The following is a 14,158-nucleotide window of genomic DNA, read 5'->3' as shown; positions in this document are numbered from 1 at the left end:
GCCACGAAAAAGGCGAACGCCTACTTCTCCAGGGGAAAGAGGGTGATAGAGATGAGCGATACCTGGCCGAGCGAACTTCGCGTTTCGAAAGACCGGCAGAGGCTGGCAATAACCTTCGACGACGGCCAGAGCTTCGACCTGTCGGCCGAGCTTCTGCGTGTGCTGTCGCCGTCGGCCGAGGTGCAGGGGCACGGGCCGGGGCAAAAGGTGACGGTGCCGGGGAAACGCAACGTCGCAATCATCTCGATGACGCCGACCGGCAATTATGCCGTCAGGATCGGCTTCGACGACATGCACGATACCGGCATCTACACCTGGACTTATTTGCGGGAGCTCGGCGAACGCGGGGCGGAGCTTTTTTCGGCCTATGAGGACGAACTCAGGGAAAAGGGCATGAACCGCGACACCGCCGAAAAGCCGCGCTGAAATCAATAGTATTGGAGGATATATGGCGAAAGCGAACGGAAAGAACTGGCTGCGCGCCAAGGGGAGTGCGGCCGGCAACAAGGTGACCTTCCTCGAACTGTTCTTCGACCTGGTCTTCGTCTTTTCGATCTCGCAGCTTTCGCATGCGCTTGCCGCCCATTATACGCCGCTCGGCGCCGCAGAAGCGGCGCTGATGACCTTTGCCGTGTGGTGGGTGTGGATCTTCACCGCCTGGGTGACGAACTGGCTCGACCCGGACAAGATGCCCGTGCGCGGCATGCTGGTGGCGCTGATGATGCTGGGCCTGGTGCTGTCAGCCTCCATCCCAGAGGCATTCGGCGACAAGGGGCTGCTTTTTGCCGGCGCCTATGTGGCGATGCAGGCCGGGCGCTCGCTGTTTACGACCTATGCGATGACACGGGTCGACCGCGCCAACACAATGAATTTTACCCGCATCACCGTCTGGCTCGCGGCGGCCGGCATCTTCTGGATCGCCGGCGGGCTGCTCGAGCACGAAGCTCGTCTGATCGCCTGGGTAATCGCGCTGGCGATTGAATATGCCGGACCGGCCGCGGGCTTTGCGGTACCAGGCCTCGGCCGCTCCGTTCCAACCGACTGGGATGTGTCCGGCGCGCACATGGCCGAGCGTTGCGCGCTCTTCGTCATCATCTGCCTCGGCGAAGCGATTCTCGTTTCCGGCCGCACCTTTTCCGAACTGCCGATCTCGGGCCTGACCAGCCTCGTCTTCGTCACTGGCTTTATCGGAACGGTCGCCATGTGGTGGCTCTATTTCCGCTTCGGCCACGGGCGCGCCGCCCATCGCATCGAACATGAAGAGACGCCGGGAGCTTTGGCACGGCTCGCCTTCACCTACGGTCATATCCCGATCCTTGCCGGCATCATCGTGCATGCGGTGGCCGTCGAGTTCATGTTCTCGCATCCGCATGAGACAGGCGATCTCGGCATCGCTGCGGCGGTGCTCGGCGGCTCCGGCCTGTTCCTGATCGGCAATCTCTGGTTCAAGGGCGCGACCAGCGGAAAGCTGCCGCTCTCGCATCTCGCCGGCCTGGTGTTCCTGATCCTGCTCGCCTTTGCCGCGCCCTTCATCGAGATCTATCTGCTGGGGATTCTGGCGACGCTGGTGCTGATCATCGTCGCGGCCTGGGAATACCGCTCGCTGACCGGCACGGCGGAGGCACCAACGCTGCTTTGAATATCAGTCCTCGTCCCTGAGGTCCTGCAGCAGCACGCCGATGATCCGCTCCATTGAGGTGGCGGTCGCCATGCATTGCTCGATCGGCTCGTCGGAGAGCGTGCGTTCGATAAGGTCGGTCTGGATCGCCATCGCCGCTTCGGTCAGCCTGCGGCCTTCCACGGTGAGGTAAAGGCGCAACACGCGCTTGTCGCGCGCGTCGCCGCGCCGCTCGATCAGTCCGCGTTTTTCCATCTGCGGCAGTAGCATGCTCATGTTGGAGCGGCCGACCAAGAGCTTGCGAGCCAGCTCCTGCTGCGAGATGCCTTCGAAACGATAAAGATTGACGAGAATGTCGAGGTGCGGCGGCTTGATGTCGAGATCGGCAAGCGAGCGGGTCAGCGACTGCTGCATCAACTGGCAGGCGCGCGCCACCGCGATCCAGCTGCGAAAACGCGGATGATCCCAGGGGAGGGATTGATTTTTGTTCATCGTTGTACTTTATTGTTCAGTGTTGAACAGTCTTTTGGATTCTCACTATGGCAAATTTTGCGCTTGAGGTCACCCGCCTGGGTTTTTCGGTTCTGCAGGCGGTTTCACCGGAGCTGGCCGGCAGAGCGGCGTTCCGGCTGTTCTGCCGCACACCGTCGCCGCGGCCGAAGGGAGCAAGGGCGAAGGTGGCGCATGCCGCGGGCGCCGCCCGGCTTGCCGGCGCCGAACGCATTCCCCTCAAGCTTGCCGGCGGGGCGAAAGCGCATGCCTATCGGCTGAATGGCGGGGCGCGGGGAAAACGCAAGCGTTTCCTGGTGACGCATGGCTGGGGCTCGAGCGCCGAATATATGGCCGAGCTCGTTTCGATGCTTGCGGCAACGGGCGCGGAGGTGGTGGCGCTCGATTTTCCCGGCCATGGGCGCGCCGGCGGACGCTTCCTGCATATGGGGCTTGCGGTGGAAACGATCCTGGCGGCCGAGGCGCGGTTCGGCGCTTTCGATGCGGCGATCGGCCATTCCTTCGGCGGCGCGGCGCTGATGGTCTCGGCGTCGGGGCTGCTCCCCGATGCAGCACCTCTCAATGTCGAGCGACTGGTGCTGATCGGCGCACCGAGCGAGATGCGCTGGCTGTTTATCGGTTTCGGCCGCATGGTTGGCCTTCGCCCCGCCGCACAGACAGTCCTCGAGAATGAAGTCCATCGCGTCACCGGTCGGAGACTTGAAGATTTCGATGCTGGCGGGGCGGCGGGGAGCCTCGGCCGGCCGGTGCTTGTCATCCATGCGGAGGACGACAAGGAAGTGTCGCCGGCCCATGCCAGGCGTTACGGGGCGGCAGGCGACGGCGTCCGGCTGTTGTGGGCCAATGGTTTCGGGCATCGGCGCATCGTGAGCGCCGCGCCGGTTCTCGAGGCGATCGCGATGTTTCTCCATGACAGTCGCCCCGAGGAAGACGTCTCCGACGAAAGCATCAAAAAAGATGCGGAAATCATTCCGATTTTTGAGCTTCCGGCACGGCGCGCGGCATTGTAGCGTCCGGCGCGAAGATCAAGCCGCGCCGGGACGCCTCATGAAAATCATCAGCAGCATCGAAGAGCTCAATACGATCTATGGCGCAGGCCTATCGCAGGCCTCGGTCGACAAGGTGACCAAGCGGCTGACGCCGCTTTACCGTGAGATGATCGAGATCTCGCCTTTTGCCGCGCTTGCGACCGTCGGGCCGGAAGGCCTCGACTGTTCGCCGCGCGGCGATCTCGGCGGCGTGGTGCGTGTCGTCGATGACGAGACACTGCATCTGCCGGACTGGCGCGGCAACAATCGCGTCGATTCGCTCTCCAATATCGTGCGCGATCCGAGGCTTGCGCTGATGTTCCTGATCCCTGGCTCGAACACGACGATGCGCATCAATGGCCGCGGCGTCGTCTCCAACGACGAGGCGCTGCTTTCGAGTTTCGTGATGGACGGCAAACATCCGCGCACCGTCGTCGTCATTTCGATCGACCAGGTCTATTTCCAGTGCGCGCGCGCCGTGATGCGGGCCGAACTCTGGAATGCCGCGCATTTCGCAGATCCGACGGGCCTTCCGACGCCGGGGCAGATGCTGAAGGCCGCCGTCGGCGATTTCGACCAGGAAACCTACGACCGGGAATGGCCCGGTCGCGCGGCGAAGACGATGTGGTGAAAGCCGTCAGGCTTTGTAGATCAGCCAGCTCTTGCTGAAGTCCTTCTGCATCCCGTCCTGATAGAGGACAATGCAATTGCGACCGGCATTCTTGGCGCCGTAAAGGGCAATGTCGGCCCTGCTGTAAAGCTCGCCGGCATCCTCGGCATTCGAGGCCATGCAGATGCCGATCGAGACGGTGATCGGGCCGTAATTCACCCGTGTGCGGGAGTTTTTGAACGGGGTGGTTTCGAGCGTTCGGCGGATGCGCTCAGCGATCGCCGTCACTTCCTCGGCTGTGTTGCCCTCGATGATCAGCGCGAATTCCTCACCGCCGGCACGGGCGACGAAGACGTCGCGCCGGACATTGCTGCGGATCACGGAGGCGACGGTGGCGAGAATCTTGTCGCCGACGGGATGGCCGTAGGTGTCGTTGATCTTCTTGAAATTATCGATGTCGGCGAGCAGCAGGGCCGTCACCGGCCGCATGCCCGGATTGTTGAAAACGGCGGCGAGGCGGTCGTCGAAGGCACGGCGGTTGGAAAGGCGCGTCAGCGAGTCGGTGTTGGCGATACGCTTATATTCATCGAGTTCCTTGCGGACTTGATCCATCTCCTGAGAGCGCTGGACGACGTCCTCGACGGTGCGTTCGCCATGCGCCATGGTATCTCCAGTCGCCTGGCTTAACAGGTCAATGGCGTTTTCGATCAGTTCGACGCTGGCATTGCTCTTGGAGGTGATGCGCTTGTGGGTCTCGCCGAGCAGTCTGGTATAGCTTTCGAGCGAGCTCTGCTCCTGCTTCAGGATCCGCAGCAGCCCGTCGAGCTCGCCTGATATGCGCGTGTGGGCGTCGTCGAAGACCCGGACTGGGCTCGTGTTGAAATATTGTGCGCCAAGCGCGTCGAGTTCGGCCTGTGTCGCATGCGCGCCGAGCGCCGCCAGTTCTCGGGTAAGGGCGGGATTGGAGCCGATATAGGCCTCGTAGAAGAGTTCGTAGTTGCGGGGTATCGGGGCAACGCCCATCGAGCGCATGGCATAGGTGATCTGACCCGCGACATCGGGAACCTGCACCTTGGGCGCGACAGCCGTATTCATCCGGCGATACTCCTCATATATTCAAAGGCAATAATTTAGTTGTTAGCTTAAATTTCTTGGGAAAAGATTAAAGCGACATATACCAAAGATTACATACGACAAGTTCCCGGGGGAGCAATACTTCCGGCAGGCCTATGATTTTTCATCAAAAAACGTATATTTGGCGGGATAATCCATACCCGCTGCACGGGAATGGTGTTTGAAAAACTTACAGTTCTTCTTGCTTTGGGGTTCATATTCATCTTGTCGACAGTTGGTTTTGGGTGCCGGCTATTTCAGAACGAGCATTTTGCAAGGATACTTCCTGACGGCCGGGCCGGTCGCAGTCTGCGAGTTCAGGCGTAATGAAAAGGTCTCGTCACACGTCCTTCGCCATCATCGCCGTCACCGTCATTGCCGCTGGCACCCTGCTGCTGGAAAATACAGGCTTCCTCACCGGAGCTTTCCGCACGGAAATCCTGGCCCGGGTGGATGACGGCGATGTGGTGAATGCTGCGGATATTGCGGGCGAAACAATGCGGTAGAAAGTCCGCCCGCGGCCATCGAGCCTGCCGCAATCACCCCAGGTTCAGTTCCTGGAAGAAATCATTACCCTTGTTGTCGATGACGATGAAGGCGGGGAAGTCTTCGACCTCGATCTTCCAGACCGCTTCCATGCCGAGTTCGGGATATTCGAATACTTCGACCTTGCGGATGCAGTCCTGCGCGAGGCGGGCTGCGGGGCCGCCGATCGAGCCGAGGTAGAAACCGCCATGTTTCTTGCATGCCTCGCGGACTGCGCGCGAGCGGTTGCCCTTGGCGAGCATCACCATCGAGCCGCCGAAGGACTGGAATTGGTCGACGTAACTGTCCATGCGGCCGGCCGTCGTCGGGCCGAAGGAGCCGGAGGCGTAGCCGGCCGGCGTCTTGGCCGGGCCGGCGTAATATACCGGGTGGTTCTTCAGATAGTCGGGCATGCCTTCGCCCTTTTCCAGCCGCTCGCGGATCTTGGCATGCGCCAGGTCGCGGGCGACGATGATCGTCCCGGTCAAGGACAGGCGCGTCTTGACCGGATGCTGTGACAGCTCGGCAAGCACCTCGGCCATCGGCCGGTTGAGGTCGATATGCACTGTCGATTCCGATAGCTTCGCCTCATCGATTTCGGGCATGTATTTCGACGGATCTGTCTCCAGCTGTTCGATGAAGATGCCGTCGCGGGTGATCTTACCCTTGGCCTGCCGGTCGGCGGAACAGGAGACGCCGAGGCCGATCGGCAGCGAGGCGCCGTGGCGGGGCAGGCGGATGACACGCACGTCATGACAGAAATACTTGCCGCCGAACTGGGCGCCGACACCCATCTGCTGCGTCAGCTTGTGGATTTCTTTTTCCATCTCGATGTCGCGGAAGGCGTGGCCGCTTTCCGAACCTTCGGTCGGCAGTTCGTCGAGATAACGGGTCGAGGCAAGCTTGACCGTTTTCAGGTTCATCTCGGCCGAGGTGCCGCCAATGACGATCGCCAGATGGTAGGGTGGACAGGCTGCCGTCCCCAACGTCAGGATCTTCTCCTTAAGGAAGTCGATCATTCGGTCATGGGTCAAAAGCGAGGGGGTGCCCTGGTAGAGAAAGGTCTTGTTGGCCGAGCCGCCGCCCTTGGCGACGAAGAGGAATTCGTAGGCGTCGGTGCCTTCCTCATAGATATCGATCTGGGCCGGCAGGTTGTTCCTGGTGTTCTTCTCCTCGAACATTTTCACCGGCGCGAGCTGCGAATAACGCAGGTTCTTCTTCTCATAGGCATCCATGACGCCGCGGGCGAGGGCGGCGGCATCCCCGCCTTCGGTCCAGACCCTGCGGCCCTTCTTGCCCATGATGATCGCCGTGCCGGTATCCTGGCACATGGGCAGCACGCCGCCGGCGGCGATATTGGCATTCTTCAGGAGATCGTAGGCGACGAAGCGGTCATTGTCGGTTGCCTCGGGATCGTCGAGGATTGAGGCGAGCTGCTTCAGATGGCCGGGGCGCAGCAGGTGGTTGATGTCTGCAAAGGCGGTTTCGGCGAGCAGGCGGATGCCTTCCGGCTCGACGGTCAGGATCTCCTGACCCTTGAACGTATCGACCGACACATGATCGCTGCTGATCTTGCGATAGGGAGTGGCATCCTTGCCAAGGGGAAAGAGATCGTCAGCCATCGAAGTGACCTTTCTGGTGGGCGCGTCGCTAAATTGGAACCGATCTAAATCCCCCGTCGGGCAAAAGCAATCTGCATGCGGCGGAGTTTGGCGTTGCGGCACGTCGTGCCGGATTTTGCAATCAGCATGTCACACGCATTAAGCGAGTTAAGACAAGGTGAAATCGCATTTGTCGTAAAACAACGACTTCAGGTTGCCTTCAGCTTCAGCCCGGTTCATATTCCCGGCAGCGTTAACCTGCCGGGGCTTCTAATGACGAATGCAAAGCCAACTGCTGTCGACGACCTTCTCGTTTTTTTCGAACATGACTGGATTAGGGGTGATCTTCTGCGCCTGGCCAGCGATCCCGAAGGAGCGGACATGTATGTTCGCTTCGTCAATGGCATCCGTGTCGATGCCAAGCATGGGCCCGACAATGAAACGATCATTGAAGGCAAGTACGGAACCTTCAAGGTGAAGCTTGATGGCCACTTCACATATGAGCTGGACCAGACGCTGGACGTGGTGAAGAATTTAGGCAAGTACGATCAGCTCATCGAAAAGCTGAGCTACAAGATGTCGGACGGCTCGGGGGGCACGGACCTCGGCGTGCTGACCCTTGCGATCGACGGCGTCAACGAAGGTGAAAAATACCACGAAGTTCTGGATTTCGATGATATGGGCGTTTTGACGAGGGCGGATGATTTCCCGCTTCCCAATTACCGGGGCTTTGCGCTCTCCGTGAACGGCAGCCACGACGTGACGCTTCTGAACGGCATCGTCTATGATACCATTCCTGGTGTCGACGCCATTACCGAGGATGGTTTCAGCGATACTGTCCTGTCCCCGGGTTCTGCGCCCGTAACCCTGAAAATGCTCGACGGCGGGGAGTTCACCTTTCAGAGCGCCTCGATCGCCGAATTGTCCGCATCGCCCTTTCACCTGACGCTCACTGGCCTGAACGACGGCCAGATTGTCTATCAGCAGGAGCTTGAGGTCACCGGTCCCAGTCTCGAGGTGAATCTGGAAGATATCGAAGAAATCCGTTTCGATTTCATGGGCAATTCGGTCGTGATGGACAATTTTTCGCTGCTGGTATGAGGGCTGGTCAGTCGCTCTTGCTGCGTTTTGTTATGCCCCGTTCTGTCTCTTTTTTGCATGAGCCAGCCCGACGTCTGGGCATCGCGGCAGCGCGGGAAGTGCTGTCGCAACAGCGTGGCGTGCACGGCCATCGCCGGGGCGATAAGGTGCATCTGGTTGATAGCGCGCTATTTAAGTTTTCGAAACTTTGATTGAATCCACAACTCTCTCGTGTCATGTTGCGACGCACAAAGCGAGGAGCTCATGGTTTATTCTGTACAATACCTCCGTGCTGTTGCGGCGATCGCGGTCACTATCTTTCATGTTGCGTTCATTTTTGGTTGGAATTTTGTTCCGCTGGCAGCTGGTGTAGACCTGTTTTTCATAATCAGCGGCTTCATCATGTGGACTATTTCGGACGCGAAACCGACCGCGCCTTTGCAGTTCATCCGAAACCGCATTCAGCGGGTTCTGCCCATCTATTGGATCTGCACACTGCTATTTGTGGTTGCGGCTACCGTCTCGCCCAAAAATTACGATAATGCCGTCTTTGGCGCCGCTGATATCATCCGGTCACTGCTGTTTGTCCCTTATGTAGACGGCACCGGTGTCGTTCAGCCGGTTCTCGTTCCGGGTTGGACGCTGAATTATGAGATGTTCTTTTACACCGCGTTTTGCCTTGTCCTGTTCTTGAAAGGCAGAACGGAGCGTCTTCTGGCGATAACGGGTTTTCTTATGCTTTGCGTGGCAATCGGCCTGTTCGCGCCAGTGACCCCATATTCTATCGTTTACGCATCGCCGTTGTTGCTGGAGTTTCTGGCCGGCATTGTCATCGCGTTCGTCATGTCGAGAGCGGACGTCACTTCGACCAAGCTGTCGGTGGCATTGATGGTGCTGGGACTCGTGTCCATCGCCGCTTCCTCCTTCCTTGATAAGCCAAACGGTTTCATTCGGGTTCTCGTATGGGGCGTTCCGTCGGTCCTTATCGTTCTGGGTGCCCTGGTCGCCGAACGTGCAAGCCTTTTTCCGAAATTGACATGGTTGAAGATATTGGGGGATTCGTCCTACTCGCTCTACCTGACTCATATGATTGCGATCGGTGTCGCAAAACTCGCCATTTATATTGCCGGGGTCGAACGCTGGACTGCGCCGCTTGCCCTTCGAATTCCATTGCTCGTGGTCACGACGATATTCTGCGTTTCCGTTGGACTCGTCTTTTATTTCTGCGTCGAGAAGAAGATTGCCCAGTTTCTCAAACGGTTGGAGAGAGACAGAAGGGCCGCTTCATACATGCCTGCTGAATAGGCTGCGGCCGCGCCGGAGCTTATTTCAGCTTTCAGACCTTTAAGCCGGGCCGGCGTCGGTTTCTCCATTTGCAGGATGGAGGGGCGGGTCGAACCCGTGGCTCAACCCGACACTGTTCGGGGCGGGATGGCAAACGCCAGCCTATTTCGGGCCGATCATCGTTTCCGGGCGAACGATCGCGTCATAATCCTCAGCTGATACGAGGCCGCTTGCCAGCGCCTCTTCCTTGAGTGTCGTGCCGTTCTTGTGGGCCGTCTTGGCGATCTTGGCGGCGGCGTCGTAGCCAATCTTCGGGGCGAGGGCAGTGACCAGCATCAGCGAGCGTTCGAGGCCGGCCCTAATATTGTCTTCGCGCGCCTCGATGCCGACGACGCAGTTGTCGGTGAAGGAGACGGCGGCGTCGGCAAGCAGCTGTACCGACTGCAGGAAATTATAGGCCATCATCGGATTATAGACGTTGAGCTCGAAATGGCCCTGGCTGTCGGCGAAAGTCAGGGCGGCGTGATTGCCGAAGATGTGGATGCAGACCTGCGTCAGCGCTTCGCATTGCGTCGGGTTGACCTTGCCGGGCATGATCGACGAGCCGGGCTCGTTTTCCGGCAGCGCCAGTTCGCCGAGACCGGCGCGCGGGCCGGAGCCGAGCAGGCGGATATCGTTGGCGATCTTGAAGAGGGCTGCGGCCGCCGCGTTGATGGCGCCGTGGGAAAAGACCATGCTGTCATGCGAGGCGAGCGCTTCGAACTTGTTCGGTGCGGTCACGAAGGGCATGCCGGTGATGGCGGCGATCTCTTCGGCCACCTTCTCGGCAAAGCCCACCGGCGCGTTGAGGCCGGTGCCAACCGCCGTGCCGCCCTGGGCGAGTTCGCAGAGGCCGGGCAGGGTCATCTCGATACGTCTGATGGCGGAGCCGAGCTGGGCGGCATAGCCGGAAAATTCCTGGCCGAGGGTCAGCGGCGTCGCATCCTGGGTGTGGGTGCGGCCGATCTTGATGATGTGGCTGAATTCGGTGACCTTCATGTCGAGGGCGGCATGCAAGTGCTTGAGGGCCGGCAGCAGATGATGGGCGATCCGCTCGGCGCAGGCAATATGCATGGCCGTCGGATAGGTGTCGTTGGATGACTGGCTCATATTAACGTGATCGTTCGGGTGCACCGGCTTCTTGGAACCCATGACGCCACCAAGCATTTCTATGGCACGATTGGAGATCACTTCGTTGGCGTTCATGTTCGACTGCGTGCCGGAACCGGTCTGCCAGACGACCAGCGGGAAATGGTCGTCAAGCTTGCCGTCAATCACCTCCTGGGCGGCATCGACGATGGCCTTGCCGAGGGCGGGGTCGAGCTGGCCGAGCGACATGTTGGCACGAGCGGCCGCCTGCTTTACAATGCCGAGCGCACGCACGATCGAGAGCGGCTGCTTTTCCCAGCCGATCCTGAAATTGCCGAGTGAACGTTCGGCCTGGGCGCCCCAATATCGGTCGGCGGCGACATCGATGGGACCAAAAGTATCGGTTTCGGTGCGGGTTGCGGTCATGTCTCTTGCCTTCCCTTTACATGCTGTTTTCTGGCATATTCGAAAGATGTGGTCTTATAGGTCGGAAACCAGGGCAAGAAAACCGGACCTTGCCGGAAATATTGAATATTTCAGTCATGTTTATGCCTCACCAAAGGCGTGCCTTTTCAGCCACTTTGGAAATTTTATACGCCTCCACGTTTTTGCCGGACTGGTCTGTCGGCGAAAATTCGGTAAAAAATTAACTAATAATTTCATAATTTTGTGTGAACTGCTGCGCGGCGCCGTGCAGGATTCTCCTCACATGAAATTGAGTCCGCCGGCGCTGGCGGCGCAGGCCGGTTTCTGATCAAGAAGCCGGACGCTGCTTGAGTTTCGCGGGATTTGAGCTTGAGCTTTGTGCTCGTGATAAAACAGCATGACACCGGGACTGGAAGATATATGACGTTCGTTTTTAAAAGCGCGGTATCCGCAATGGCAATTTCCTGCGGCGTAGCAGTGATGAGTGCCGCTCCCGCGCATGCCTATACGCTGATGGATATGCTGCGCGGCGACAGGCAGCGTACCCAGAGCACCATCTTCATGGACCAGGCGCCCGGCCGGCCGGTGCCGCGTGGCGCCGATGGCGGTTCGCTCGGCGGGCTTGATCCGGAAGCGGCGCTGCCGAAGGTGAGCGGTCCGCGGTACTACACCTATAAAACCGAAACGCTGCAGTTCGTCGATACGAGCAAATTCGCCGATCCTATCGTCACCGGCGCGGTCGCCGATGTTTCTGCCAATGGCGATACCGGCGCCGAACCGGCGGTACAGCGCCGCTTCCTGGCGCAGGCCAAGGTGCGCGCCAATGCCGATGTCGCCAAGGCACTCGAAGCCTATTACAGCAACAGCAGCAATCCGCTCGTCTGGGTCGAGGGCAGCCAGATCAACGATCGTGCCAAGTCGGCGATGGCAGCGCTTGCTGATGCGGCTGTCGTCGGTCTCGATTCCGCTGATTACGCAGTCCAGGCGCCGGTGATCGACCCGGCCAATCCCGATCCCGCCGCCCGCGACCGGGCGCTGACGCAGTTCGAGCTCGAGCTTTCGGCCAAGGTCCTCGCCTTCGTGCAGGATACGGTTCGCGGCCGCATCGATCCGAACAAGATTTCCGGCTATCACGACTTCCAGCGCAAGGTGGTCAATCTGGCTCCGGTCCTCAAGCTTGCCCGCATGAGCCCCGATGCCGGTGCCTATATCGCCAGCCGCTCGCCAGACAGTCCGCAGTTCGAGGCGCTGAAGGCGGAGCTTGCCAAGCTTCACGCCGCCGATGGCGGCAATGAGGAGCAGATCGTCGTTTCGCTCAGCGGCCTGCTGAAGCCCGGTGAGAGCTCGCCCGAGGTCGCCAATATCGTCAAGGCCGTCCAGAAGCACGGTTCCGAGACGCTGAGGACCGATCACGCCGCGACCTTTGCAGCCTACGACGGCGGCAGCGACTATTCGCCTGATATCGTCGCGCTGGTCGAGGATTTCCAGAAGGAGCGCGGGTTGAAGGCCGACGGCGTCATCGGTCAGGCGACGGTGCGCGCCATGACCGGCGGTGACACCAATGCCTCGAAGATCGACAAACTTGAAGTCGCCATGGAGCAGGCGCGCTGGCTGCCGGAAGATCTCGGTTCGCGCTACGTCATGATCAATCAGCCGGCCTACATGGCCTACTATCACAATGACGGCAAGGAACAGCTGTCGATGCGTGTCGTCGTCGGCGGCAAGAACAATCAGACCTATTTCTTCGACGACGAGATCGAGACGGTCGAGTTCAACCCGTTCTGGGGCGTGCCGCAGTCGATCATTATCAACGAGATGCTGCCCAAGCTGCGCTCGGATCCGAACTATCTCGACCAGCTCGGCTATGAGGTCGAAGTGAACGGCCACGCCGTTGCCTCGTCCAGTGTCGACTGGTACGGCTCGACCGACAATGTTTCGGTGCGCCAGCCGCCGAGCAGCGACAATGCCCTCGGTGAACTCAAGATCCTGTTCCCGAACAGCCATGCGATCTATATGCACGACACGCCGTCGAAGAGCTTCTTCAAGCGTGACATGCGGGCTCTGAGCCACGGCTGCGTGCGTCTTTCCAATCCGCGCGCGATGGCAGCCGCCGTGCTCGGCACGACGGTCGACGACGTCGCCAAGCAGATCGCTTCCGGACAGAATCATGCGGTGAAGGTGCCGCAGAAGATCCCGGTTTACGTGTCCTACTTCACCGCCTGGCCGAACAAGGACGGCGTCGTGGAATATTTTGACGACGTCTACGGCCGCGATGCCTATGTCGAAAAGGCCTTCGACGCCACGACCAAGGCGCGCGGCGCGCAGATCTGATACAGGTTTTGCTGGATTATGAAACGGGCGGTCTTCGGGTCGCCCGTTTTGTTTTACCGACGTCGTTGTTCGCCTGGGTTTAAGCTCGAAGGAATGACGGAGGAGAGGGAATGCCGTGCCGGGGTTGCCACGGGCACGCCGGCAAGGGAATGGGGGATGAGGAGGAGGGTGACAGCCTCAGACCGCGACCTTCTCCGCATACTCCCGCAACAACCGCTCCACCAACGCCGGCGTGAGTTCATCGTAGTGCATGATGATCACATCCGGATCGAGGCTTGAAACCGGCACGTCCGAGTAACCGAAGGGAACGGCGATCGACGGCACGGCAGCGTTCTTCGCCACGGCGATGTCGTTGATGCTGTCGCCGATCATCACGGTGCGGGCGATGTCGCCGCCGGCGCGATCGATAGTGCCGGTGAGATGGCGGGCGTCAGGTTTGCGGTATTCGAAAGTATCGCCACCGGTGATGGCGTCGAAGTAGCCGACAAGGTCCAGCTTGTCGAGCAGACCGAACGCCAGGCTTTCCATCTTGTTGGTGCAGACGGCAAGGCGGTAGCCGGCCGCTTTCAGCCGGTCCATCGCGGCGACCAGGCCGGGATAGGGTTCGGTGTGGCCTGGCATATTACCGGCATAATGCGCGACGAAGCGTTCGAGCAGCCGCGGGACGGCGGCGCTTTCGAGCGGATGGCCGCGCAGCCGGCAGGCACGCTCGATCATCACGCGCGCGCCCTGGCCGACGAGGTGGGTGAGGTCGTCATAGCTGACCGGTTCGAGGCCAAGGTCTGCGATCGTATGGTTCAGGCTTTCGACCAGGTCTGCATGGGTATCGAGAAGGGTACCGTCGAGATCGAAGACGATCAGCGCTGGGCGAATGGGGGCAGGGGTCAAGGGCTTGCCTCTTTGA

The 14,158-nt window shown here is 59.9% G+C and carries 14 protein-coding genes; 9 read left to right on the top strand and 5 right to left on the bottom strand.

Going from position 1 to position 14,158, the window contains the following annotated elements; translation table 11 throughout:
- Positions 1–51 precede the first annotated feature (51 nt).
- Both EFD56_RS10930 and EFD56_RS10925 read left to right on the top strand, forming a co-directional pair.
- Positions 52–426, top strand: coding sequence for a gamma-butyrobetaine hydroxylase family protein (locus EFD56_RS10930; RefSeq protein ID WP_010012633.1), 375 nt, complete (start codon positions 52–54; stop codon positions 424–426).
- 22 nt (positions 427–448) lie between these two features.
- Entirely contained in the window at positions 449–1,639 is a 1,191-nt protein-coding gene (locus EFD56_RS10925; RefSeq protein ID WP_126905222.1) for a low temperature requirement protein A, read from the top strand.
- Between the two features lie 3 nt (positions 1,640–1,642).
- Here EFD56_RS10925 and EFD56_RS10920 read toward each other — a convergent pair whose 3' ends face one another.
- Positions 1,643–2,110: a MarR family winged helix-turn-helix transcriptional regulator gene (locus EFD56_RS10920; protein ID WP_126905221.1), complete on the bottom strand. Its 468-nt coding sequence runs from the start codon at positions 2,108–2,110 to the stop codon at positions 1,643–1,645.
- 47 nt (positions 2,111–2,157) lie between these two features.
- Here EFD56_RS10920 and EFD56_RS10915 point away from each other — a divergent pair, with 47 nt between their 5' ends.
- Positions 2,158–3,138, top strand: coding sequence for an alpha/beta hydrolase (locus tag EFD56_RS10915; RefSeq protein WP_126905220.1), 981 nt, complete (start codon positions 2,158–2,160; stop codon positions 3,136–3,138).
- 37 nt (positions 3,139–3,175) lie between these two features.
- Positions 3,176–3,787 carry a pyridoxamine 5'-phosphate oxidase family protein gene (locus EFD56_RS10910; RefSeq protein ID WP_126905219.1) on the top strand — a complete coding sequence of 204 codons (612 nt, stop codon included), beginning with the start codon at positions 3,176–3,178 and terminating at the stop codon, positions 3,785–3,787.
- Between the two features lie 6 nt (positions 3,788–3,793).
- Here EFD56_RS10910 and EFD56_RS10905 read toward each other — a convergent pair whose 3' ends face one another.
- Positions 3,794–4,861 (bottom strand): GGDEF domain-containing protein, encoded by a 1,068-nt coding sequence (locus EFD56_RS10905; RefSeq protein WP_126905218.1) that lies wholly within the window; start codon positions 4,859–4,861, stop codon positions 3,794–3,796.
- A gap of 344 nt (positions 4,862–5,205) precedes the next feature.
- Between EFD56_RS10905 and EFD56_RS10900 the strand changes: the two genes are divergently transcribed.
- Positions 5,206–5,385, top strand: a complete 180-nt coding sequence (locus EFD56_RS10900) for a hypothetical protein (RefSeq protein ID WP_037117567.1) — start codon at positions 5,206–5,208, stop codon at positions 5,383–5,385.
- A 33-nt stretch (positions 5,386–5,418) separates the two neighbouring features.
- Here EFD56_RS10900 and EFD56_RS10895 read toward each other — a convergent pair whose 3' ends face one another.
- Positions 5,419–7,026: a fumarate hydratase gene (locus EFD56_RS10895; protein WP_037117565.1), complete on the bottom strand. Its 1,608-nt coding sequence runs from the start codon at positions 7,024–7,026 to the stop codon at positions 5,419–5,421.
- A gap of 252 nt (positions 7,027–7,278) precedes the next feature.
- Between EFD56_RS10895 and EFD56_RS10890 the strand changes: the two genes are divergently transcribed.
- The gene (locus tag EFD56_RS10890; RefSeq protein ID WP_126905333.1) at positions 7,279–8,106 is read left to right on the top strand and encodes a VCBS domain-containing protein; all 828 of its coding nucleotides are present in this window, start codon (positions 7,279–7,281) and stop codon (positions 8,104–8,106) included.
- Positions 8,107–8,349: 243 nt separating this feature from the next.
- A complete protein-coding gene (locus EFD56_RS10885; RefSeq protein ID WP_064818351.1) occupies positions 8,350–9,390 on the top strand; it encodes an acyltransferase family protein in 1,041 nt (346 codons plus the stop codon).
- 141 nt (positions 9,391–9,531) lie between these two features.
- Here the strand turns inward: EFD56_RS10885 and fumC are convergent, their stop codons facing one another.
- On the bottom strand, positions 9,532–10,923 hold the full coding sequence (fumC, locus tag EFD56_RS10880) for a class II fumarate hydratase (RefSeq protein ID WP_126905217.1): 1,392 nt from the start codon (positions 10,921–10,923) through the stop codon (positions 9,532–9,534).
- Here fumC and EFD56_RS10875 point away from each other — a divergent pair.
- Positions 10,922–11,251 (top strand): hypothetical protein, encoded by a 330-nt coding sequence (locus EFD56_RS10875; protein WP_126905216.1) that lies wholly within the window; start codon positions 10,922–10,924, stop codon positions 11,249–11,251. The two genes, fumC and EFD56_RS10875, sit on opposite strands and share 2 nt — an antisense overlap.
- A gap of 92 nt (positions 11,252–11,343) precedes the next feature.
- Positions 11,344–13,254, top strand: coding sequence for a L,D-transpeptidase family protein (locus EFD56_RS10870; protein ID WP_126905215.1), 1,911 nt, complete (start codon positions 11,344–11,346; stop codon positions 13,252–13,254).
- Between the two features lie 177 nt (positions 13,255–13,431).
- Here EFD56_RS10870 and EFD56_RS10865 read toward each other — a convergent pair whose 3' ends face one another.
- Positions 13,432–14,142, bottom strand: a complete 711-nt coding sequence (locus EFD56_RS10865; RefSeq protein WP_126905214.1) for an HAD family hydrolase — start codon at positions 14,140–14,142, stop codon at positions 13,432–13,434.
- Positions 14,143–14,158 lie beyond the last annotated feature (16 nt).

This window comes from Rhizobium phaseoli, from assembly GCF_003985125.1.
GTDB classification, from domain to species: domain Bacteria; phylum Pseudomonadota; class Alphaproteobacteria; order Rhizobiales; family Rhizobiaceae; genus Rhizobium; species Rhizobium phaseoli.
This window is presented reverse-complemented; position numbering and strand designations above follow the sequence as displayed.